The organism is Variovorax sp. GW821-FHT09D04 (assembly GCF_059416405.1).
Genome location: NZ_JBWKPA010000001.1, coordinates 862,371 through 884,414, shown reverse-complemented (window position 1 = coordinate 884,414; position 22,044 = coordinate 862,371). Strand labels below are relative to the sequence as shown.

The 22,044-nt window shown below is 68.1% G+C and carries 24 protein-coding genes; 16 read left to right on the top strand and 8 right to left on the bottom strand.

What is annotated here, in order from left to right:
* Window positions 1-48: 48 nt before the first annotated feature.
* The gene (locus AC07O4_RS04055) at window positions 49-1,833 is read right to left on the bottom strand and encodes an acetolactate synthase 3 catalytic subunit (protein ID WP_095745524.1); all 1,785 of its coding nucleotides are present in this window, start codon (window positions 1,831-1,833) and stop codon (window positions 49-51) included.
* Window positions 1,834-2,116: 283 nt separating this feature from the next.
* On the opposite strand from AC07O4_RS04055, the gene AC07O4_RS04050 reads away from it, so the two are divergent.
* From AC07O4_RS04050 to AC07O4_RS04025, 6 genes are read left to right on the top strand one after another with little or no spacing between them, the layout of a single operon-like run.
* On the top strand, window positions 2,117-2,683 hold the full coding sequence (locus AC07O4_RS04050) for an RNA polymerase sigma factor (protein WP_062478063.1): 567 nt from the start codon (window positions 2,117-2,119) through the stop codon (window positions 2,681-2,683).
* Complete coding sequence (locus AC07O4_RS04045) at window positions 2,680-3,105, top strand: DUF3619 family protein (protein WP_062478060.1); 426 nt, start codon at window positions 2,680-2,682, stop codon at window positions 3,103-3,105. The genes AC07O4_RS04050 and AC07O4_RS04045 overlap by 4 nt, the downstream gene beginning before the upstream one ends.
* A 59-nt stretch (window positions 3,106-3,164) precedes the next feature.
* Entirely contained in the window at window positions 3,165-3,980 is an 816-nt protein-coding gene (locus tag AC07O4_RS04040) for a DUF3106 domain-containing protein (protein ID WP_495303812.1), read from the top strand.
* A gap of 12 nt (window positions 3,981-3,992) precedes the next feature.
* Window positions 3,993-4,553, top strand: coding sequence for an RDD family protein (locus tag AC07O4_RS04035; RefSeq protein WP_492741516.1), 561 nt, complete (start codon window positions 3,993-3,995; stop codon window positions 4,551-4,553).
* Window positions 4,550-4,948 (top strand): diacylglycerol kinase, encoded by a 399-nt coding sequence (locus AC07O4_RS04030; RefSeq protein ID WP_119552011.1) that lies wholly within the window; start codon window positions 4,550-4,552, stop codon window positions 4,946-4,948. The genes AC07O4_RS04035 and AC07O4_RS04030 overlap by 4 nt, the downstream gene beginning before the upstream one ends.
* A 31-nt stretch (window positions 4,949-4,979) precedes the next feature.
* Window positions 4,980-5,570, top strand: coding sequence for an LOG family protein (locus AC07O4_RS04025; RefSeq protein WP_095950203.1), 591 nt, complete (start codon window positions 4,980-4,982; stop codon window positions 5,568-5,570).
* Window positions 5,571-5,701: 131 nt separating this feature from the next.
* Here AC07O4_RS04025 and AC07O4_RS04020 read toward each other — a convergent pair whose 3' ends face one another.
* A complete protein-coding gene (locus AC07O4_RS04020; RefSeq protein WP_056580191.1) occupies window positions 5,702-6,040 on the bottom strand; it encodes a P-II family nitrogen regulator in 339 nt (112 codons plus the stop codon).
* Window positions 6,037-7,734 (bottom strand): NAD+ synthase, encoded by a 1,698-nt coding sequence (locus tag AC07O4_RS04015; RefSeq protein WP_495303811.1) that lies wholly within the window; start codon window positions 7,732-7,734, stop codon window positions 6,037-6,039. The genes AC07O4_RS04020 and AC07O4_RS04015 overlap by 4 nt, the downstream gene beginning before the upstream one ends.
* A 19-nt stretch (window positions 7,735-7,753) precedes the next feature.
* Here AC07O4_RS04015 and AC07O4_RS04010 point away from each other — a divergent pair, with 19 nt between their 5' ends.
* The gene (locus AC07O4_RS04010; RefSeq protein ID WP_495303810.1) at window positions 7,754-8,914 is read left to right on the top strand and encodes a GNAT family N-acetyltransferase; all 1,161 of its coding nucleotides are present in this window, start codon (window positions 7,754-7,756) and stop codon (window positions 8,912-8,914) included.
* A 77-nt stretch (window positions 8,915-8,991) separates the two neighbouring features.
* Window positions 8,992-9,744 carry a hypothetical protein gene (locus tag AC07O4_RS04005; RefSeq protein ID WP_495303809.1) on the top strand — a complete coding sequence of 251 codons (753 nt, stop codon included), beginning with the start codon at window positions 8,992-8,994 and terminating at the stop codon, window positions 9,742-9,744.
* A gap of 41 nt (window positions 9,745-9,785) precedes the next feature.
* On the opposite strand, the gene ppa is transcribed toward AC07O4_RS04005, so the two are convergent.
* Window positions 9,786-10,313: an inorganic diphosphatase gene (ppa, locus tag AC07O4_RS04000; RefSeq protein WP_007834256.1), complete on the bottom strand. Its 528-nt coding sequence runs from the start codon at window positions 10,311-10,313 to the stop codon at window positions 9,786-9,788.
* Between the two features lie 254 nt (window positions 10,314-10,567).
* Here ppa and AC07O4_RS03995 point away from each other — a divergent pair, with 254 nt between their 5' ends.
* From AC07O4_RS03995 to AC07O4_RS03965, 7 genes are all read left to right on the top strand, one after another.
* A complete protein-coding gene (locus tag AC07O4_RS03995; RefSeq protein WP_495303808.1) occupies window positions 10,568-13,084 on the top strand; it encodes a sodium-translocating pyrophosphatase in 2,517 nt (838 codons plus the stop codon).
* A gap of 1 nt (window position 13,085) precedes the next feature.
* Complete coding sequence (locus AC07O4_RS03990) at window positions 13,086-13,454, top strand: nuclear transport factor 2 family protein (RefSeq protein WP_062481424.1); 369 nt, start codon at window positions 13,086-13,088, stop codon at window positions 13,452-13,454.
* A 73-nt stretch (window positions 13,455-13,527) separates the two neighbouring features.
* Window positions 13,528-14,259, top strand: coding sequence for a MerR family transcriptional regulator (locus AC07O4_RS03985; RefSeq protein ID WP_159271604.1), 732 nt, complete (start codon window positions 13,528-13,530; stop codon window positions 14,257-14,259).
* Window positions 14,260-14,264: 5 nt separating this feature from the next.
* A complete protein-coding gene (locus AC07O4_RS03980) occupies window positions 14,265-15,701 on the top strand; it encodes a TolC family protein (protein ID WP_235926518.1) in 1,437 nt (478 codons plus the stop codon).
* 2 nt (window positions 15,702-15,703) lie between these two features.
* Window positions 15,704-16,690 carry an HlyD family secretion protein gene (locus AC07O4_RS03975; protein ID WP_495303807.1) on the top strand — a complete coding sequence of 329 codons (987 nt, stop codon included), beginning with the start codon at window positions 15,704-15,706 and terminating at the stop codon, window positions 16,688-16,690.
* A 13-nt stretch (window positions 16,691-16,703) separates the two neighbouring features.
* Window positions 16,704-17,888, top strand: coding sequence for an ABC transporter permease (locus AC07O4_RS03970; RefSeq protein ID WP_495303806.1), 1,185 nt, complete (start codon window positions 16,704-16,706; stop codon window positions 17,886-17,888).
* Window positions 17,888-19,030 carry an ABC transporter permease gene (locus tag AC07O4_RS03965; protein ID WP_495303805.1) on the top strand — a complete coding sequence of 381 codons (1,143 nt, stop codon included), beginning with the start codon at window positions 17,888-17,890 and terminating at the stop codon, window positions 19,028-19,030. Before AC07O4_RS03970 ends, AC07O4_RS03965 begins: the two co-directional genes overlap by 1 nt.
* Here the strand turns inward: AC07O4_RS03965 and AC07O4_RS03960 are convergent.
* Window positions 19,027-19,656 (bottom strand): TetR/AcrR family transcriptional regulator, encoded by a 630-nt coding sequence (locus tag AC07O4_RS03960; RefSeq protein WP_062473073.1) that lies wholly within the window; start codon window positions 19,654-19,656, stop codon window positions 19,027-19,029. The two genes, AC07O4_RS03965 and AC07O4_RS03960, sit on opposite strands and share 4 nt — an antisense overlap.
* A gap of 118 nt (window positions 19,657-19,774) precedes the next feature.
* Here AC07O4_RS03960 and AC07O4_RS03955 point away from each other — a divergent pair, with 118 nt between their 5' ends.
* Window positions 19,775-20,611, top strand: coding sequence for a metal-dependent hydrolase (locus tag AC07O4_RS03955; protein WP_070060929.1), 837 nt, complete (start codon window positions 19,775-19,777; stop codon window positions 20,609-20,611).
* Window positions 20,612-20,616: 5 nt separating this feature from the next.
* Here AC07O4_RS03955 and AC07O4_RS03950 read toward each other — a convergent pair whose 3' ends face one another.
* The 3 genes from AC07O4_RS03950 to AC07O4_RS03940 all read right to left on the bottom strand — a co-directional run bounded on the left by AC07O4_RS03950 (window position 20,617) and on the right by AC07O4_RS03940 (window position 22,031).
* Entirely contained in the window at window positions 20,617-21,210 is a 594-nt protein-coding gene (locus AC07O4_RS03950) for a hypothetical protein (RefSeq protein ID WP_070060930.1), read from the bottom strand.
* Window positions 21,211-21,436: 226 nt separating this feature from the next.
* Window positions 21,437-21,685, bottom strand: a complete 249-nt coding sequence (locus AC07O4_RS03945; RefSeq protein WP_056580179.1) for a hypothetical protein — start codon at window positions 21,683-21,685, stop codon at window positions 21,437-21,439.
* The gene (locus AC07O4_RS03940; RefSeq protein WP_370680636.1) at window positions 21,672-22,031 is read right to left on the bottom strand and encodes a hypothetical protein; all 360 of its coding nucleotides are present in this window, start codon (window positions 22,029-22,031) and stop codon (window positions 21,672-21,674) included. Before AC07O4_RS03940 ends, AC07O4_RS03945 begins: the two co-directional genes overlap by 14 nt.
* Between the last annotated feature and the right edge of the window lie 13 nt (window positions 22,032-22,044).

Sequence of the window (22,044 nt, the reverse complement as noted above, 5' to 3'; positions counted from 1 at the left end):
GCGGGCAATAGATTCGTCAGTAAAGGTTGAACGAACGAATGTTCCGGATCAGAGATCTTCGGAACCCAGCAACATCTCGGTGATGCCCATGCCGGCCTTGACCATCGGGAACACGTTCTCGGTGGGGTCGGTACGGAAATCCATGAACACCGTGCGGTCCTTGAGCTTGCGCGCCTCGCGCAGCGCCGGCTCCACGTCTTGTGGACGCTCGATCAGCATGCCGACGTGGCCATAGGCCTCGGCGAGCTTCACGAAGTTGGGCAGCGCGTCCATGTAGCTGTGGCTGTAGCGGCCGGAGTATTCGATCTCCTGCCACTGGCGCACCATGCCCAGGTAGCGGTTGTTGAGCGAGCAGATCTTGATCGGCGTGTTGTACTGCAGGCAGGTCGAGAGCTCCTGGATGCACATCTGCACCGAGCCTTCGCCGGTGATGGTGAACACTTCCGAGTCGGGCTTGGCGAGCTTGATGCCCATGGCGTAGGGAATGCCCACGCCCATGGTGCCCAGGCCGCCCGAATTGATCCAGCGGCGCGGCTCGTCGAAGCGGTAGTACTGGGCGGCCCACATCTGGTGCTGGCCGACGTCCGACGTGATGTAGGTGTCGGCGTCCTTGGTCATGTTCCAGAGGGTCTCGACCACGAACTGCGGCTTGATCACGTCCTTGTTGTCGCGGTCGTACTTGAGGCAGTCGCGCGAGCGCCAGCCTTCGATGGTCTTCCACCAGTCGGCCAGCGCACCGGCGTCGGGCTTGGTGGTGCTCTCGCGGATCATCGAGATGAGCTCGGTGAGCACGTCCTTCACGTCGCCGACGATCGGGATGTCGACCTTCACGCGCTTGGAGATGCTCGACGGGTCGATGTCGACGTGGATGATCTTGCGTTCGTTCTGCGCGAAGTGCTTCGGATTGCCGATCACGCGGTCGTCGAAGCGCGCACCCACGGCCAGCAGCACGTCGCAGTTCTGCATCGCGTTGTTGGCTTCGATGGTGCCGTGCATGCCCAGCATGCCCAGGAACTTGCGGTCGCTCGCCGGATAGGCGCCCAGGCCCATCAGCGTGTTCGTGACGGGGTACCCCAGCATGTCGACCAGCGTGCGCAGCTCGTTCGTGGCGTTGCCCAGGAGCACGCCGCCGCCGGTGTAGATGTAGGGGCGCTTGGCCGCCAGCAGCAGTTGCAGCGCCTTGCGGATCTGCCCGCCGTGGCCCTTGCGCACCGGGTTGTACGAGCGCATCTCGACCTTGTCGGGATAGCCGCTGTACGGGATCTTCTTGAAGGAGACGTCCTTCGGCACGTCCACCACCACGGGGCCGGGACGGCCGCTGCGTGCGATGTGGAAGGCCTTCTTCATCGTCATGGCCAGATCCTTCGGATCCTTGACGAGGAAGTTGTGCTTGACGATGGGGCGCGTGATGCCGACCGTGTCGCATTCCTGGAAGGCGTCCAGGCCGATGGCGGCCGTCGGCACCTGGCCGGAAATGATCACCATCGGGATCGAGTCCATGTACGCCGTCGCGATGCCGGTGACCGCATTGGTCAGGCCGGGACCGGAAGTGACCAGTGCCACGCCGACTTCGCCGGTGGCGCGCGCATAGCCGTCGGCTGCGTGCACGGCGGCCTGTTCGTGGCGCACCAGCACGTGCTGGATGGTGTCCTGCTTGTAGAACGCGTCGTAGATGTAGAGAACCGCGCCGCCCGGGTAGCCCCAGATGTACTGGACGCCTTCGGCCTGCAGTGCCTTGACCAGCACTTCAGCGCCCATGAGTTCTTGCGTGGTGTTGCCGGCGCCAGAGGACGCGGCTGCTGCGGAAGCGAGTTCCGCCTTCGAGATTTCCATGATCAACCTTTGTGTTTTTTCGGGAACGAAAAACCTTGGGTGCCCCTTGCCAGCCCTTGTGGGGCCGCGCCAGGACTTGAGGCCAAAGCCATGAGCGGACTGATGTTCCGCCGGACCGTGACCCGTTTGCCTTTTGACTTGCAAGGCGGATTATGACACTACCGGCGCGTTCAGACTCGCTTCAGGTGCCCTGTCTTGGCACAAAGGCATAATCCGCGGCATAAAAACATGAGCGTTCGCCAAACATCCTCCCCACGCGGCGCGTCCCGCCGCCCCCTCTCATTTGGCTACTGAACACGAACTCTCCGACTTCCTGAAAAACGTCGAACGACGGGCCTTCAAGCGCTCGGTCTATCACGTGCGGGACGAAGAAGCGGCCTTGGACATCGTGCAGGACAGCATGATGAAGCTGGCCCAGCACTACGGCGACAAGCCTGCCGAGGAACTGCCGATGCTGTTCCAGCGCATCCTGTCGAACTGCACGCTCGACTGGTTCCGCCGCCAGAAGACCCGCCGCGCCCTTTTTTCCAACCTGAGCGACTTCGAACCGGCCGACAACGGCGAAGATTTCGACCTGCTGGAGAACTTCGTCTCGCCAACCGACTCCAGAGAATCGGAGAGCGCCGAAGACACCACGCGACGAAGCCAGGTCTTTCACGAAATCGAAGAACAGATCGCGGCTTTGCCCGGCCGTCAACGCGAGGCTTTCCTGATGCGTTACTGGGAGGAAATGGACGTCGCAGAGACGGCCGCCGCAATGGGCTGCTCCGAGGGCAGCGTCAAAACCCATTGTTCGCGAGCTGTCCACGCTCTGAGCAAGGCGCTCAAGGCCAAGGGAATATCGCTATGAACACTAAGGTTCCAACCTCTCAATCCAGCGCAGCAGAAGACCGCTTCGGCCAACGGCTGGCGGCCCGGCTGTCGGACGGCAATCAAGCGTTGCCGCACGACATCAGCGAGCGTCTGCGCGTTGCCCGTTCGCAGGCCGTGGCCGCGCGCAAGCAGGCGCCGCAGCTGCGCACGGCGCCCGTGGCGGTCCAATCGGGCCACACGGTCACACTGGGCGGCAGCTGGTGGACCCGCATCGGTTCCGTGGTGCCCCTGATCGCCCTGGTGGCCGGCCTGATCACCATCAGCGTGTTGCAGGACGACGACCGCGCCAGCGAACTCGCCGAGGTCGACTCGGCCCTGCTGACGGGCGACCTGCCGCCCGCCGCCTACACCGACCCCGGCTTCGCCCAATTCCTGAAGTCCGACAGCGCCTCCGACTGAACACCTTGCCCGACCGAATGCGACGCCGCTCCGTTTCCCGTGCGAAAGCCCTGCTTCCGTTGCGCCCGCTCCCGGCGGGCGCCGTCGTTTGGGCGGGTGCGCTGGCAGCCGCTGCCTTCGGCCTGACGCTGGCCGATGCACAGACGCTGCCCGAAACCGCCAAGCCCGCCACGCACGCCGCAGCCACCAATGGCGCGGCAAGCCCCAAGGCCGTTGCCACGACCAAGCCCCTGTGGAACGAACTGAGCAATGAGCAGCAGCACGCCCTGAAGCCGCTGGCTTCGCACTGGAACACGCTGAACGCCGGCCAGAAGCGCAAGTGGCTGGCCTTGTCGCGCAACTACGCGAACATGCCCGCCGACGACCAGGTCACGCTGCACAGCCGCATGATCGAATGGGCGGCGCTGAGTAACCAGCAGCGCGCCCAGGCCCGCCTGAATTTCGCCGAGGTCAAGCGCGTGCCTGCCGACGAGCGCAAGCTCAAGTGGGAGCAGTACCAGGCGCTGAGCGAAGAAGAAAAACGCAAGCTCGCCGAGAGTGCCCCGCCCAAGCCCCGCGGCGCCGCCCTGCCGGTGCGCCCGGTCTCGTCGCAGAAGCTCGTGCCCGTGCCGGCCGTCACGCCGCCCGGGCAGCACACGCCCCGCATCGTGCCGGCCACGCCCCCCACGCCCGTGCTGCCGCCGGCGGCCATCGTGGTGAGTTCGCCGGCGACGCCACCTGCCGCCGTGGAACGCCCTGCCATGCCGGCCAGCACCGTCGTCGCTCCAGCGGCGTCGGCACCGAGCAGCCTCACGCCGCCGCCAGTGCCCGCCGAGGCCCAGGTGCCGGCGCCGTCCGCGGCCACGGCACCCGCGGCCTCGTCCTCCGCCCCCTGACCGAAGGTTTCGATGGTTTCCAGTTCGCCCGAGGCCTCGGGACCCGGCCAGTCCGCCTCGCCCTCTTCATCCACCCCCAACGCTCCCGCGGTGCCCGGCCTGTGGCGGCGCATGGCCTGCTGGCTCTATGAGGGCATGTTGCTGTTCGCGGTCGTGTTCGTGTCCGGCTGGCTGTTCAGCACGCTGGGCCAGATGCGCGACGCCATGGACGAGCGGCGGCACCTGCTGCAGGCCTTCCTCTTCGTGGTGTTCGGCGTCTACTTCGTCTGGTTCTGGACCAAAGGCCAGACGCTGGCCATGAAGACCTGGAACATCCGCATCGTCGACCGCAACGGCCGCCCCGTCAGCCAGGGCCGCGCACTCGCGCGCTACCTGCTGAGCTGGGTGTGGTTCCTGCCGCCGCTGGCCGCCATCGCCCCATTCAAGCTGTCGGGCGGCGAATCGACCGTCCTGATCTTCGGCTGGGTCGCCATCTGGGCGCTGCTGGCCCGTTTTCACCCCGAGCGCCAGTTCTGGCACGACGCCTGGGCCGGTACGCGGCTCATCACCTCCAAGCCGATGAGCCGCCAATGAGTGCCCTGCCCGACCCCGCCGTGAATCCGCAGAAGGCCCGCAAGGGCTTCGAGCGCGTCTGGCATGCCACCCTGATCTCGCTGCACGGCCTGCGCGCCGGCTGGAGCGAGCCGGCGTTCCGTCAGGAAGCCATCCTGTCGATGCTGATGATCCCGGCCGCCTTCTGGCTCGGGCGCAGCTGGGTCGAGGTGGCGTTGCTCGCCGGAAGCGCCGTCCTCGTGATGATCGTGGAGCTGCTCAACACGGCAGTGGAAGCCGCCATCGACCGCATCGGCCCCGAATGGCACGACCTCTCCAAGCGCGCGAAGGACATGGGCAGCGCCGCTGTCCTGCTGTCGCTCACGCTGTGCGGCGGCATCTGGGCCGCGGCCCTGTGGCAACGCTTCGTGTCATGAGCAGGTCCGCCGCCTGCGGCATGATCGCAGGATGACCCCTGAATTTTCGATTTGCGTGTATTGCGGCTCGCGCCCCGGCGAGCGCCCCGAGTTTTCCCAGGCCGCCCAGGCCGTGGGCCAGTGGATCGGCAGCCACGGCGGCCAGCTCGTCTACGGCGGCGGCCGCACCGGCCTGATGGGCACGGTGGCCGAGGCCACCCGCCAGGCCGGCGGCCGCGTCGTCGGCATCATCCCCAAGGCCCTGGTCGACAAGGAACTGGCCAATCCCCTATGCGACGAGCTGCACGTGGTGGACACCATGCACGAGCGCAAGGCCATGATGGGCGAGCGCGCCGACGCCTTCCTCGCGATGGCGGGCGGCATCGGTACCTTCGAAGAACTGTTCGAGATCTGGACCTGGCGCCAGCTCGGCTACCACGACAAGCCGACCGGCATTCTCAACACCGCCGGCTACTACGACGGCCTGCTGAGCTTTCTGGCGCACAGCGTGCGCGAGGGCTTCATGGGTGAATGGCAGATGGACCTGGTGCGCACCGGCACCGACGTGCCCGAACTGCTGACAGCACTGCGCGCCGAAGTCCCCCTGCACCCCCGCGACGACAAGCTTTCAGAAAACCTCTGACCCGAAAGCCCCAAGAGCCTCGGGGTCCCATTCCAGCGAACACCGCGGAACCGGCTTTGCCGGGCCGCAGGTGTTGCCCCCGGCAGGGGGTTGGCGAAGCGACACGAAGTGCGCGTAGCCTGGGGGCGAGCCTAAACTGCGTTTTCGTTTTCTTCGCCGGTGCGGATGCGCACGATGCGCTCCACCTCGGTCACGAAGATCTTGCCGTCGCCGATCTTGCCGGTGCGCGCAGAGCTCACGATGGCCTCGATGCAGCGCTCCACGTCGCTCTCGTTGACGACCACTTCGACCTTCATCTTGGGCAGGAAGTCGACCACGTACTCGGCGCCGCGGTACAGCTCGGTGTGGCCCTTCTGGCGGCCGAAGCCCTTGACCTCGGTCACCGTGAGGCCGGTGACACCCACCTCGGCGAGGGCTTCGCGCACGTCCTCGAGCTTGAAGGGTTTGACGATGGCGGTGATCTGCTTCATGGTTTTTGTGCTCCGGCGGTTTCGTTGAACTTGCTGGTGATAGGGTAACGCCAATCCTTGCCGAAGCTTCGGTGGGTGACCCGGATGCCTACGGGCGCCTGGCGCCGCTTGTATTCGTTGATCCTGATGAGCCGCGCAACCCGCTCGACCACCGCCCGGTCGTAGCCCGCGGCAATGATCTCATCGATGCCTTCATCGTCCTGCATGTAGCGTGCCAGGATGCCGTCCAGCACGTCGTACGGCGGCAGGCTGTCCTGGTCGGTCTGGTCGGGGCGCAGCTCGGCACTCGGGGGCCGCGTGATGATGCGCTCGGGAATCGGCGCCGCCCCGGTGCCGTACGGATCATGGGCATTGCGCCAGCGCGCCAGCGCGAACACCGTGGTCTTGAGCAGGTCCTTGATGACCGCGAAGCCGCCCGCCATGTCGCCGTAGAGCGTGCAGTAGCCGGTGGCCATCTCGCTCTTGTTGCCGGTGGTCAGCACGATGGCGCCGAACTTGTTCGACAGCCCCATGAGCAGCGTGCCGCGGATGCGGGCCTGGATGTTCTCCTCGGCCGTGTCTTCCGGCCGGCCCGCGAACTCCCCGGCCAGCGCGGCCTTGAAGGACTCGAAGGTGTGCCGGATCGAAATCTCGTCGTAGCGCACGCCCAGCCGGCCGGCCATGTCGCGCGCGTCGATCCAGCTGATGTCGGCCGTGTAGGGCGACGGCATCATCACCGCGCGGACCTTGTCCTTGCCCAGCGCGTCGACCGCGATCGCGAGCACCAGCGCCGAGTCGATGCCGCCCGACAGCCCCAGGATCGCGCCCGGAAAACCGTTCTTGCCGATGTAGTCGCGCACGCCGAGCACCAGCGCGTCCCACAGCTGCGCCTCGGCGTCGCGCGGCGCGGCGATGGCCGACGGGTCGGCCACGACGGCGACGCCGCCCTGCGCCCCGCGCGCGAGCTCCATGAAGACCAGCCGCTCGCGAAAGCTCTCGGCTTGCGCGGCCAGCGTGCCATCGGCCTGCAGCGCGAAGGAGGCGCCGTCGAACACCACCTCGTCCTGCCCGCCCACCAGGTGCGCGTAGACCAGCGGCAGGCCCACGGCGCGTGCGCGGTCGGCCATGCGCGCCACGCGCTCGCCTTCCTTGCCGACGTGGTACGGCGAGGCGTTGATCACCGCCAGCACCTCGGCGCCGCCGGCGCGCGCCAGCTCGGCCGGCGCGTCGAACCAGGCGTCTTCGCAGATCAGCAGGCCGACCGACACGCCGCCCGCCTCGAACACGCAGGTGCCCTGCCCCGGCGTGAAGTAGCGGCGCTCGTCGAACACCTGGTAGTTCGGCAGCTCGCGCTTGGCGTAGGTCTCGAGGATGCGGCCTTCCTTGATGACGCTGGCCGCGTTGTGACGCAGCTGCACGGCCACAGACCGGCTGCGCAGGCTGCCGCCGCTGGGATGCCCCACCACCACGACCATGTCTTTGAGGTCAGCCAGCGCGGCGGCGATGCCTTTCACGGCATCATCACAGGCTTCGGTGAAGGCGGGACGGAGGAACAGGTCCTCCGCTGCATAGCCGGCAATCGAGAGTTCGGGTGTCAGCAGAAGGCGCGCGCCTTGCGCGTAGGCCTCGCGTGCGGCGCCGACGATCTTCTGCGTATTGCCGACGAGGTCGCCCACCACAAAATTGAGTTGCGCGATGGCGAGCTTGAGCGTCATACAGAAGGAAGAAAAAGGCTTGAACGATTATGTCATTCGGGTTCTGGCGTCGCCGTCGGACATCGACCCGCAAGCCTGGAACGCCCTGCTCGCCGCGCAGCCCGAGCCCTCGCCCTTCATGAGCCACGAGTACCTCGCCGCGATGCACGACAGCGGCAGCGCCTCGCCCGAGCGCGGATGGACGCCGCAGTTCGTCACGCTGTGGCGCGGCGACGTGCTCGAAGCCGCCTGCGCGCTCTACCTCAAGGACCATTCCTACGGCGAGTACGTGTTCGACTGGGCCTGGGCCAACGCCTACGAGCAGCACGGGCTCGCCTACTACCCGAAGGCCGTGGTGGCGGCGCCCTTCACGCCCGTGCCGGGCGCCCGGCTGCTGGCACGCGACGCGCCAAGCCGCACGCTGCTGGTGCAGGCGCTGGTGGCGGTCTGCAAGGAACAGGAACTTTCGTCTTTGCATCTGCTGTTCGGCGCCGACGCCGACATCGCCGCGTGCACCGAAGCCGGGCTCATGCGGCGCCATACGGTGCAGTTTCACTGGACGAACACGCAGCCCGGCTACACCGACTTCGACGCCTTCCTGGCAAGCCTCTCGCACGACAAGCGCAAGAAGATCCGTCAGGAGCGCCGCAAGGTCGCCGAGGCCGGCGTCAGCTTCCGCTGGTCGCGCGGCACCGACATCGCCGCCGCCGACTGGGATTTCTTCTACCGCTGCTACGAACGCACCTACCGCGAGCACGGCAACCCGCCCTACCTCACGCGCGATTTCTTCCAGCGCATGGCCGACACGCTGCCCGAGGCGTGGCTGCTGTTCGTGGCGGAGCGCGACGGGCGCCCCGTCGCGACCAGCCTGATCGCACTCTCTACCGACGAGGCCCAGCCGCTGGTGGCCTACGGCCGCTACTGGGGCGCGCTGGAGCGCGTCGACTGCCTGCACTTCGAGGCCTGCTACTACCAGCCCATCGCCTGGTGCATCGCGCACGGCGCGGTGCGCTTCGAAGGCGGCGCGCAGGGCGAGCACAAGATGGCCCGCGCGCTGATGCCGGTGCGCACCACCAGCGCCCACTGGCTCGCGCACCCGTCGTTCGCCGATGCCGTCGAGCGCTTCCTCGAGCGCGAAGGTGCGGGCATCGAGAACTACATGGACCACCTCGGCGAACGCAGCCCGTTCAAGGCGACCTGAGCGGCGCGGGAGCGCCGGGGGCTGCTATAAAGCCGCCCGGCACTCAAACAACCACACACAACACACAGGGAGCACCGATGCCATTCGTCGGACTGGGACTGCACATCCTCATCGCGCTGTACTTCGCCGTGCATGCCATGCGCCACGGCAAGCAGATGTACTGGCTCATCATCCTCTTCAGCTTTCCGCTGCTCGGCAGCATCGTGTACTTCGTGGTCGAGTACCTGCCGGCCTCGCGCATGCAGCGCACCGCGGGCAAGGTGGCGAACGCGGCCATCGGCTTCATCGACCCCGAGCGCGAGTACCGCGCCGCCGCCGAGGCTTACGACCTGGCGCCCACGGCGCAGAACAAGCTGCGCCTGGCCAAGGCGGCGCTGGACCGCGGCCAGGCGGCCGATGCCGTCGGGCACTACCGCGACGCGCTGAAAGGCCCCTTCGCTTCCGACCCCGAGCTGCAGTTCGGCCTGGCCAGTGCGCTGATCGCCGAAGGCAGCCCGGCCTCGGCCCGCGACGCCTCGCAGGCGCTGCAGAGCCTGCGCGCCACGCGCGACGACTACCGCAAGGACGAGGTCGCCGTGCTGAACGCCCGCGCGCTGGCCGCCGAGGGCCGCACGTCGGAAGCGCGCGAAGCCTTCGAGGCGGCGCTGAGCACCTACAACACGGTGGAAACGCGTGCCCGCTACATCGCGTGGCTGGCGCAGCAAGGCGACACAGCCGGTGCGCAGCGCCATTGGAACGAGCTGCAGCAGGCAGCGCGCCACTGGAACGCGCATGCGCGAGGCGTCAACCGCGAATGGATGCGGCTGGCCGGGGATGCGGTCCGGGGCTGACGGCCCGGAGCCTCCAGGCCGTTTCTTTCAAGCGAAAGAAATTACTTCTTGTACGCGGCGATGCCGTCGAGAACTTCCTTCTTGGCGGCGTCGATGCCTTCCCAGCCCAGCACCTTGACCCACTTGCCGGCTTCCAGGTCCTTGTAGTGCTCGAAGAAGTGGCTGATGGCCTTCAGGCGCATCGGGTTCACGTCGTCGACCGACTTCCAGTGGCTGTAGATCGGCAGCACCTTGTCGGTGGGCACGGCCAGCACCTTGCCGTCGACGCCGGCTTCGTCTTCCATCATCAGGATGCCCAGGGGGCGGCAGGGCACGACCACGCCCGGCAGCAGCGGGTACGGGGCGATCACCAGCACGTCGACCGGGTCGCCGTCGCCCGACAGGGTCTGCGGCACGTAGCCGTAGTTGGCGGGGTAGTACATGGCCGTCGTCATGAAGCGGTCCACGAAGATCGCGCCCGATTCCTTGTCGACTTCGTACTTGATCGGGTCGGCGTTCATCGGGATTTCGATCACGACATTGAAGGCGTCGGGGACGTTCTTGCCGGGGGAGACTTTGTCGAAGGACATGACGTTTTTCGAGTAGTTGAAAAGTATGAGACGGATGGGGACAAACCCGGAGTTTACTTTCCGTGTCACGGGCCGGTCGTACGCGTGTGTGTTTTTGCCTGTAAATTGCAAGCGTTGGCCAATCGGCTCCGCACCTTCGGTGCAGCGAGCTTCGAGGAAGCAACGCGGCGGAGAACATGGTCCCGTACGCGTTGCGCGCAGGGCCCAGGCTGTCCGTCTCCACAAGTCACAACGAACGAATGGAGAAGCAAAGCATGAGCGGCAACACCCCCCTGATTCTTGCCATCGTCTGCGGCCTGGTGGCCGTAGGCTACGGTTTCTGGGCCCGAAGTTGGATTCTCGCCAAGGACCCGGGCAACGCCCGGATGCAGGAAATCGCCGCGGCCATCCAGGCCGGCGCCTCGGCCTACCTCGCCAAGCAGTACACCACCATCGCGGTGGTGGGCGTGGTGCTCGCGGTGCTCATCGCCCTCTTCCTCGACCTGACCACGGCCGCCGGCTTCGTGGTCGGCGCGGTGCTCTCGGGCGCCTGCGGCTTCATCGGCATGAACGTGTCGGTGCGCGCCAACGTGCGCACCGCGCAAGCCGCGACCAAGGGCATCGGCCCGGCGCTCGACGTGGCGTTTCGCGGCGGCGCCATCACCGGCATGCTGGTGGTGGGCCTGGGCCTCTTGGGCGTGACGGGCTTCTACTGGTTCCTGGCCGGCAGTGCGCCGAAGGCGGACCACAGCCTGGCGGCCATCCTCAATCCGCTGATCGGCTTTGCCTTCGGCTCCTCGCTGATCTCGATCTTCGCGCGCCTGGGCGGCGGCATCTTCACCAAGGGCGCTGACGTCGGCGCCGATCTGGTGGGCAAGGTCGAGGCGGGCATTCCGGAAGACGACCCGCGCAACCCGGCGGTGATCGCAGACAACGTGGGCGACAACGTCGGCGACTGCGCCGGCATGGCGGCCGACCTGTTCGAGACCTACGCGGTGACGCTCATCGCCACCATGGTGCTGGGCGCGCTGATGGTCACGGCGGCACCACTAGACGCGGTGCTGTACCCGCTGGCGCTGGGCGGCGTGTCGATCATCGCGTCGATCATCGGCTGCTTCTTCGTGAAGGCCTCGCCGGGCATGGTCAACGTGATGCCGGCGCTCTACAAGGGCCTGGCGGTGGCGGGCATCCTGTCGCTGATCGCGTTCTGGTTCGTCACGAGCTGGATCATTCCGGACAACGCCATTGCCGCCAGCGGCAGCCAGCTGAAGCTGTTCGGCGCCTGCTTCGTGGGCCTGGCGCTCACGGCCGCGCTGGTGTGGGTCACCGAGTACTACACCGGCACGCAGTACAAGCCCGTGCAGCACATCGCGCAGGCCTCGACCACCGGCCACGGCACCAACATCATCGCGGGCCTGGGCGTGTCGATGCGTTCGACGGCCTGGCCGGTGATCTTCGTGTGCATCGCGATCCTGGCCTCCTACGCCCTCGCGGGCCTGTACGGCATCGCGGTGGCCGCGACGTCGATGCTGAGCATGGCCGGCATCGTGGTGGCGCTGGACGCCTACGGTCCCATCACCGACAACGCCGGCGGCATCGCCGAGATGAGCGAGCTGCCCGCCAGCGTGCGCGACATCACCGACCCGCTGGACGCGGTGGGCAACACCACCAAGGCCGTGACCAAGGGCTACGCCATCGGCTCGGCTGGCCTGGCCTCGCTGGTGCTCTTTGCCGACTACACCCACAAGCTGGAGAGCTTCGGGCTGAACATCAGCTTCAACCTGAGCGACCCGATGGTGATCGTCGGCCTGTTCATCGGCGGCCTGATCCCCTACCTCTTCGGCGCGATGGCCATGGAGGCGGTAGGCCGCGCGGCCGGTGCAGTGGTGGAGGAAGTGCGCCGTCAGTTCCGCGAGATCCCCGGCATCATGGAAGGCACCGGCAAGCCCGAGTACGGCAAGGCCGTGGGCATGCTGACCGGCGCGGCCATCAAGGAAATGATGATCCCGTCGCTGCTGCCGGTGGTGGTGCCGATCCTGGTCGGCCTGGTACTGGGACCGAAGGCGCTGGGCGGCCTGCTGATGGGCACCATCGTCACCGGCCTGTTCGTCGCCATCAGCATGTGCACGGGCGGCGGCGCCTGGGACAACGCCAAGAAGTACATCGAAGACGGCCACCACGGCGGCAAGGGCTCCGAGGCGCACAAGGCGGCCGTCACCGGCGACACCGTGGGCGACCCCTACAAGGACACGGCCGGCCCGGCGGTGAACCCGCTGATCAAGATCATCAACATCGTGGCGCTGCTGATCGTGCCGCTGGTGGTCAAGTTCCACGCCGGCGATGCGGCAGCGGCCGTGCCGACCAAGGTCGAGACGCCGCCTGCTGCCACCGCTCCCGCCGCGATGGCGCCGGCGGCCACGCCGGCCGCCACCCTCGCCTCGGCGGCCGTCGGGGCCACCGAAGCCGCCGCCGTGAAGGTCGAGAACGGCATCGTCAAGTTCTACTTCGCGAGCGCCAGCGCCGAGGTCGCACCCAATGCCAAGGAGGCGCTGTCCGATGTCATCAAGGCCGTGCAGAGCGGCAGCACCGTGCTGGTGAGCGGCTACCACGACGCCAGCGGCGACGCGGCCAAGAACGCCGAGCTGGCCAAGCAGCGCGCCATGGCCGTGCGCGACGCCATCAAGGCGGCGGGCGCGCCCGAAGACAAGATCGAACTCGCCAAGCCCGAGCAGTCGCAGGCCGTCGGGCCGGCCTCGGAAGCGCGCCGCGTCGAAGTGAAAGTGAAGTCCTGACATGCCCACGCCCGCCCGGCTCGAAGCCTTCATTGCCGCCGTCGAAGGCGGCGCGCATGCCCAGGTCATCGAAGATTTCTACACCGAAGACGCCACCATGCGCGAGAACCAGGCCGAGCCGCGGCGCGGGCGCAGCACGCTGGTCGCGCAGGAAAGCGCCGTGCTCGCACGCACCGAGTCGGTAGCATCGACCTGCGTGCGGCCAGTGCTGGTGAACGGCGACCACGTCGGCATTCACTGGATCTTCGAGTTCACGTTCAAAGGCGGCGGGCGCATGCGCATGGAAGAGATCGCCTGGCAGCGCTGGGACGGCGAGCGCATCGCCGAAGAACAGTTCTTCTACGACCCGGCGCAGCGCAAGCCGGGCTGAGGATGCCCCGCCCGGATCGCGCGATCCGGGCTGGTTTTATGCAACATTTTCGATGTAACATTGAAACTGTCACATGAACGCATCCACCGCCACACCCGATTCCACGGCCCCGCAGGACCTCTCCATCGAGGCCCTGGCGGCGCGCACGGGTGTCACGGTGCGCAACATTCGCGCCTACACCACGGGCGGCCTGCTGCCGCCGCCGCGGCTGCAGGGCCGGCTCGGCCTGTACGGCGCCGACCACGTCCAACGCCTGGCGCTGATCCGCGAACTGCGTGAACAGGGCTTCGGCATCGAGGCGATCCGCCGCATCTTCACGCGCGCGCCGGCCTCCACCTGGCCCGACCTGCTGGCCGTGGCCCGCTCGGTGTCGGGCAGCCTGTTCGCCGAAGAAACGCCCGTGGTGGTGTCGGCCCAGGCGCTGGCCACCAAGTGGCAGGGCCAGATGACACCCGCCCTGCTCGGCCGCGCCACCCGCGCCGGCCTCATGCGCGAACTGCCCGACGGCCAGGTGCAGGTGCTGAGCCCGGCGCTCGGTCAGGTCGCCGAGCAACTGGCCGCGCTGGGCCTGCCGCTCGAAGCGGTGATCGGCATGCAGGAAACCATGGTCCGCACGCTGCGCACCGTGGCGCGGCGCTGGCTGCGCACGCTGGCCGACAGCCTGCTTTCCGGCGACACCCTCGATGCCGGCCGCGCCGCGCAGCTGCTCGAGAAAGCACGGCCGCTGGCCACCGGGGCGGTGCAGGCCGCCTTTCCCGTGATCCTGCAGCAGGAGCTCGACGCCCTGCTGCACAAGACCGCCTGATGCCGATGACACGACCTCGCCTCGCCCTTCTTCCGTCCCTGCTGCTGTTGCCGGCCTTCCTCGGCGGCGCGGCTTTCGCGCAGCAGCAGGCCCGCGGCGACACCACCTCCACGCTGGCACTGAGCTTCGATGCCGCGCGCCAGCGCATGGTCGAGCGCTCCGACAAGCTGGCCGCCGCGCGCATGGCCGTCGAGGCCAAGGAACTGCAGAGCGAAGGCGTCAAGCGCCTGGGCGGGCCGGTGGTCAGCATCTCGGGGCTGGCCTATGCGTACAACGCGAACCTGAACCTCGACCTCGACCCGCTCAACCAGAAGCTCGGCCAGATCGGCTCGTCGCTGCCGCCGTCGATCCAGAGCTTCGTCTCGCGCGTGCCGATTCCGCAGCTGCCCAACAGCTACACGCTGAATCGCCACGACACCGGCGCCAACGCCTCGGTGTCGGCCGTGTGGCCGCTCTACCTGGGCGGCGCGACCGACGCGGTGCGCGGCTTCGTCTCGGCGCAGGCGCGCGAAGCCCAGGCCGATGCCGAACAGGCCGGCCACGAGGTCGATACGCTGCTGGTGCAGCGCTACTTCGGCGCCCAGCTCGCGCAGCGCGCCGCCACGCTGCGCCTGCAGGCCGAGCGCACCATCGCACAACACGACGCGGCCGCGCAGAAGATGCTCGCGGCCGGCGTCATTTCCCGCGTCGAGCGGCTGCAAGCCAGCGCCGCGTACGAAGAAGCGCGCCGCAACGCCCGCAAGGCCGAGAACGACGCCGCGCTGGCGGGCGTGGCCCTGGCGCGCACGGTGCGCGCCGAGGGCAGCGTCACGCCGCAGACGCCGCTGTTTCTCATCAGCGCGCCGATCGAACCGCTCGGCCACTTCATCGATGCGGCGCTCACGCGGCATCCGGGCCTGGGCAAGGTCGCAGCCAAGAAGGCACAGGCCGAGCAGCTGCACGAAGGCGAAGAAGCCTTGCGCCGGCCGCAGGTGATTGCCTTCGGTACGCGCGAAATCAAGAGCGGCAACGCCGACTGGGTGGCCGGCCTCGGCGTGCGCTGGACGCTGTACGACTCGGTCGACCGCAACGCGCTGTCGGCCGCCTCGCACAAGCAGGTCGAACAGGCCGAGCGCACCGACCTGCAGGCGCGCAGCGACATCTCGCTGCTGGTCGAACGCAACTGGCGCGCGCTGGACAACGCGCGCCGCCAGTACCTCGAGATGAAGGTCTCGGTCGAGCTCGCGCAAGAGGTGGTCAAGCTGCGCACCGCCGGGCTGCGCGAAGGAACCAGCACCACGCTCGACCTGATCGATGCCGAGACCAACCAGGCCAAGGTGCTGACCGAACGCGCGCAGGCCGCCAACGACTACGTGCAGGCGCTCGCGCAGCTGCTCGAGAGCGCGGGCCTGTCCGAGACTTTTTCCGACTACATCGCGCGCGCCGACGTGAAGGTGAACTGACCATGATGAGTGCCAAGACCCGCCGACTGATCGCCATCGCCGCCGCACTGCTCGTGCTGGTGCTGCTCGTCTGGGGCTTCTGGCGCGCCGCGCAGCCGGCGCCCGAGGTGTTCCAGGGCCAGATGGAGGCGCGCGAGACCGACGTGGCCGGCAAGGTCACGGCCCGCATCGCCGAAGTGGCCGTGAAGGAAGGCGACCGCATCCAGGCTGGCGCCCTGCTGGTGCGCATGGACAGCCCCGAGGTGCGCGCCAAGCTGGCGCAGGCCACCGCCGCCGAACAGGCCGCGCAGGCCGTGGCCGACAAGGCGCAGAACGGCGCCCGCCCGCAGGAGATCGAAATGGCGCGCATGCAGTGGCAGCGCGCCGAGACCGCCGCGCAGCTCGCGCAGACCTCGTTCCGCCGTGTCGACGGCCTGGCGCGCGACGGCCTCGTGGCCGACCAGAAGCGCGACGAGGCCGAGGCCAACTGGAAGGCCTCGCGCGACGCCGCCGTGGCCGCCAAGGCGCAGTACGACATGGCGCGCACCGGCGCCCGTCCCGAAGACAAGGCCGCCGCCAGCGCGCAGGCACGGCAGGTGGCCGGCGTGGTCGCCGAGGTGGAAGCCGCCAAGGCCGAGACCGAGCTGCGCAGCCCGGTCGCCGGCGAAGTGGCCAAGGTGCTCGCCAAGGTCGGCGAACTCTCGCCGCAGGGCGTGGCCGTGGTCACGGTGGTCGACCTGAACGACCAGTGGGTGGTGCTCAACGTGCGCGAAGACCGGCTGGCCCGCTTCGCGCTCGACAAGGAATTCGACGCCCGCCTGCCCGCCCTGCCCGAGGACCGGCGCACGGCCCGCTTCAAGGTCTACTACAGCGGCGTGCTGCCCGACTTCGCCACCTGGCGCGCCACGCGCGGCGGTGCCGGCTTCGACGTGCGCACCTTCGAGGTCCGCGCCCGGCCGCTCAAGCCGATCGAAGGCACGCGCCCCGGCATGAGCGTTCTGGTCGACTGAGGCCGCACCCGCCATGAGCCTGCGCGGCTTTTCCACCGCCAGCGCCCGGCGCGAATTCGCGCTGCTGCGCACGCGCCCGTGGGACCTGGCCATGATCTCGTGGGTGCCGCTGCTCGCGGTGTTCCTGATCTGGTGGATCTTCTCGGCCGGCCTGCCCGAGCGCCTGCCGATCGGCGTGCTCGACCAGGACCACTCCGCCCTCTCGCGCCAGCTGGTGCGCTTCCTGGACGCCACGCCGGGCCTGCGCGTGGCGCAGCAGTACGCCGACGAAGGCGAGATGCAGCGCGCGCTCACCAGCGGCGCCGTCGATGCGGCGGTGCAGCTGCCGCGCGAGCTGAGCCGCGACGTCAAGCAGGGCCGCGTCGGGCAGGTCGTGCTGCTGCACAACGCGCAGCTGGGCACGCATTCGAGCCTGATCCAGCGCGACGTGCGCACCGCCATCGCCACGGTGTCGGCCGGCGTCGAGCTCGCGGTGCGCAACAAGCGCGGCGAGTCGATGAAGGCCGCGCGCGTGAGCATGGACCCGGTCAAGGCCAGCATGGTGGCGCTGTTCAACACCTCGACCGACTACGAGCAGTTTCTCGGCGCCGCGCTCATTCCGGCGCTGCTGCACATCCTCGCGATGACGGCCGGCGCCTGGGCCGTGGGCCGCGAGCTGCGCGACCGCAGCCTGGGCGGCTGGCTCGGCGCGGCGCCGCGCTGGCCCGAGGCACTGGCCGCGCTCACGGGCAAGCTGGTGTTGCCGTTCGCGAGCCTGTCGGCGGTGGGCCTGGCCGCCATGCTGTGGATCACGGCCGGCCGCGGCTGGCACCCGGTCGGCTCGGTGGGATGTACGCTGTTCGCGCTGATGGTGTTCCTGGCGCTGTCGATCGCGCTCGGCGCCTTCGCGGCCAGCCTCACACGCTCGCTGCGCACGGCGCTGTCGGCCACCGGTTTCATCACCGCGCCGGCCTTCGCGTTCGGCGGCGTGGGCTTTCCGCTGGTCGCCATGCCGGTGCTCGCGCAGCTGTGGGCCGGCCTGCTGCCCTACACGCACTACATCCGCGTGCAGATGGAGCAGCTGCAGATGGGCGCACCCCTGGCCTACTCGGCCGCCACGCCGCTGTGGATGGTGGTGGGCACCGCGGTGCTGCTGGCCGTGTCGGCCACGCTGCTGGTGCGCGCCGCCGCGGCGCCCGAGACGTGGGGAGGCCGCTGATGAGTGCGCGCATCCCAGGCTTCGCCGACGCCTGGCGCGACACCGCATTCGGCGTGCTGCGCGACAAGGGCGTGCTGCTGATCATGCTGCTCGCACCCATCATCTACGGCTTCTTCTACCCATGGCCCTACGGCACGCAGGCCGTCACGCGGGTGCCGGTGGCGGTGGTCGACCAGGACCACAGCGGGCTGTCGCGGCAGATCGCGCGCTTCGCCATGGCCAGCCCGCGGCTCGATGTGCGCATGGTCACGTCCGACGTGCACGAGGCGCAGCAGGCGCTGTGGCGCGGCGAGATCGAGGGCTACGCCCTGCTGCCGCAGGACCTCAAGCGCAACGTGCTGCGCGGCACGCCGGCGGTGGTGAGCATCGAGGGCAACGGCGCCTACGCGCTGCTGAACAAGGCGGTGCTGTACGGCTTCTCCGAGGCGGTGGGCACGGTGTCGGCCGGCGTCGAGATCCGCAAGCTGCAGGCCGGCGGCCAAAGCGCGGTCCAGGCCGCGCGCAGCCGCAGCCCGCTCAACACGCAGCTGGTGGCGCTGTTCAACCCGACCGAGGGCTACGGCAGCTACGTGGTGCCGGCGGTGGCGCTGCTGATCCTGCAGCAGACGCTGCTGATGGACGCCGCGATGCTGGCCGGCACCTGGGCCGAAGCCGGCCGGCTGCGCGCCGGCATGGGCGCGTGGCTGGGGCGGCTGGGCGCGCTGTCGGGCTTCGGCGTGCTGAGCGGCCTGTTCTATTTCGGCTGGGTGTTCTTCCTGCAGGACTACCCGCGCGGCGGCAATCCGTTCGGAGCGCTGGTGCTGCTGATGTTCTACGTGCCGGCGATCTGCGTGCTCGGACTGCTGCTGGGCTGCTGGTTCCGCGACCGCGAGCGCGCACTGCAGGTGCTGCTCTTCACTGCGCTGCCGATGGCTTTTCTCTCGGGCTTCTCATGGCCCGTCGAGGCCCTGCCCGCGCCGCTGCAGGCGCTGCGCTGGCTGTTCCCGAGCACGGCGGGCATCCAGGCTTCGTTGCGGCTCAACCAGATGGGCGCACCGCTGCACGACGTGCTGCCGTACCTCGGGGCACTGGCGGCGATGGTGGTGGCGGGGCTGCTCGTGCTGTGGGCTGCGGCCACGCCCCGCAAGGCCGAACAGGCCTAGCGTCGACTGTCGGCCGCGACCGCGCGCACCAGCCGCGTGGCCGGCGCCACCAGCTCGCGCAGGTCGCCCACGCGGTCCTGCTCGATGGCCTGCAGCACCAGTTCGTTGATGCCGCCCACCACCGTCATCGCCATCTGGCTGCTCATGTGCGCCGCGGGCACCTCGCCTGAATCGCTGCTGTTGATCGCCACCTGGATGAAGTTGGCGATCTCGCCGTTCACGCGCCGCCGCGCCGCCAGGCCCGGCAGGCCCAGCCCGAGGATCTCGACGAACAGCGTGCGCAGCAGCACCGGGTCTTGGGCGAGGTAGTCCATGTAGGCGGTCATCGCCTGCTCCACCTGCGTGTGCCAGGGCTGGGCCGGGTCGAAGGCCTCGCTCACGGCCTGCAGGCCGAGCCGGCTGGCCGTTTCGTACAGCGCGATCAGGCACTCGGTCTTGGTGCTGAAGTGCTCGTAGAACGTGCGCCGCGACACGGCGGCCTCGCGCACGATGTCGGCGATGGTGGTGTCGGCGTAGCCCTTGGCCGCCACGGCATGCGCCATGCCCTGGAGCAGCCGCGCGTAGTGCTCGCTGGGCGCGCCTTCGGCGGCATCGGGCGTGGCGGTTTTGTCGATGGTGGCAGTCATGTGCGATTCATTTTCCTACGCCTTGGTACTTGACAGTACCAGTTCACAATTGCACCATGGCGGCACGCGGTACGGAGTTGTACCAACTTTTACCCACGAACCCAGGAATTGCCACCCCATGACCGAACTCGTAGTCCGCCGCCTGCTGATCGACCTGCAACCGCCCTTCTCGCGCGACTGGTGCGGCGGCGATGCCTTCTCGACCGCTTTCTTCAACGCCCTGTCGATGAGCTTCCCCTTCGGCGAGCAGTTCTTCATCGACGCCGTGCGCGACGCCATGGCCACGCTGCCGCCCGAGGTGCAGGAACGCCACCGCGCCGACGTGCGCGGCTTCATCGGCCAGGAGGCGACGCACCGGCGCATCCATTCGCTGTTCAACGCGCATCTCGAGCAACAAGGCTTGGTCGATCGCTGGACCGCGCGCGCCAGCCAGCGCATGGAACTGATGGACGGCGCCGATCCGCGCCACGCGCTGGCCGTGACGGCGGCCACCGAGCACTTCACTGCCATGTTCGCCGAGTGGCTGCTGGCCCGCCCCGAGATCCTCGACGGCGCCGAGCCCCGGCTGCGCACGATGTGGCTGTGGCACAGCGCCGAAGAGCTGGAGCACAAGAGCGTGGCCTTCGACATCTACAAGGCCGCGGGCGGCTCCGACGAATGGCGCACGCGCTGGTTCCGCCGCGTGACGGTGATGTTCCTCGGCGACCTGATGCGCCAGACGGTCGACAACCTGCGGCATGAAAAGCAATTGTGGAAATGGGCCACCTGGAAGAGCGCCGCGCGCATCCTGCTGGGTCGCGGCGGCCTGCTGCGGGGCAATCTCGCGGGCTGGCGCCAGTACCTGCGCAGCGACTTCCACCCCGACCAGCAGGACAGCAGCCTCTCGGCGCGCTGGCTGGCCGACAACGGCGCGCAGTTCACGCCCGTGGGCGCGCCTGCAGCCACGTCGGCCTGAGTTCGTCAGTAGATGCTGGCGCGGTGCGGGCTCAACGCGCCCGCCTGCGTCGGCTGCCCGTCGGCGCGCAACGTGAGGTCGTGCAGCGTGTCGAAATCGGACGGCGCATCGGGCACGCGCATCACCACTTCGAGTTCGTGCATGGAGGCCACCCAGCGGCCGGCCGGTGATTCGGCCGGTTCGTCGTTGGCGAACACGCCGTCGCGGATGTAGAGCGTTTCGCCTTCGGGGCGTTCGCCGTGCAGCTCGATCAGGCGTGCGATCGAGAAGTTGTAGGTCACGAGCTTTTCGCGCGTGCGGCGGTCCTTGCCGCCGCAGTTGAACGAGCCCTCGGCCGCGATCACGATGCAGGAGCCGTCCACCCCGCCGTCGATGGCGATCTCGTTGCCCGAGCGCCAGATGGCGTTGGGCAGGCGCACGCGCACCTTGTCGATCACGAGGTCGCGTTGCTTGTTGAGGGCACCCAGCGGCGGCACCAGCGAGCGCAATTGGCGCAGGCGCTCGGCGAAGTTGTCGTCCATGAGGAATTCGACATGGTGCGTGGCGCTGCCGGACGAGCGCTTGACGACCTGCATGACGACGTGACGTGGCTTGTTCACAGCTCAGGCCCTCCACGCAGAGAAAAATCCACGCCCGCTGCGGGGCACCGATCGCCTTCTTGCTGGATTTGAGTGGTCATCGGCTACAAATTAGAACTTTAGATTAAATGCAATTACTTGCATCATTTGTGTCCAACTGTATATCGATTGCGACCGGGATGGAAGGCAATCGACGACATGCCGATGAGGCCATGTCGCCAACGCGACGCGGCGCCGTGCTAGGCGCTCAGCTCGACGATGCTTCGGCCTCGAGGGCCTCGTCGAGCGCCTTGCACGAAGGCGCGCAGACGGTCTGCGACTTGCCCAGCACCTGACGCGTGCGCAGCTGCGAACGCACGCGGTGCTTGCCGCACATGAAGCAGGACATCGTGGCCCCGCTGAACGACGCCGAGGCGCGGAACGGAGAGCCCGGCGCCTTCGATTTGTAGCGCAGCCCGTCCGCCACCACTGCCGTTTTCACTTCACCCTTGGCCATGCATCTTGTCCTTGTTCGATTCGTCACCGCGCATGGCGCGGGCAATGGCTTCCCTGGCTGCGCCTTCGGCGGCCAGGGAAACGTCCAGCGCCGAGCGGCAAAGGCCGGCGTGCTGGTAATTCATATTTTCGTAGACCTCGGAGGCGGCCGGATAGGCATCGAGCAACTGCCCCAATTCGGCACCGGGCTCGACGTCTTCGAATTCATGCACCAGGTGCTCGACCACCGAGCGGTACTGCTCGGCACCAACCGGCACGGCGCTGTGCTCAAGCCTCTCCAGCAGTTGAGCCAGCACGTGGGTCACTGCCAGATCGGTCTTGGGAGACGGATTTCGGGTCGTGTTCATGGTTTGCATGTGG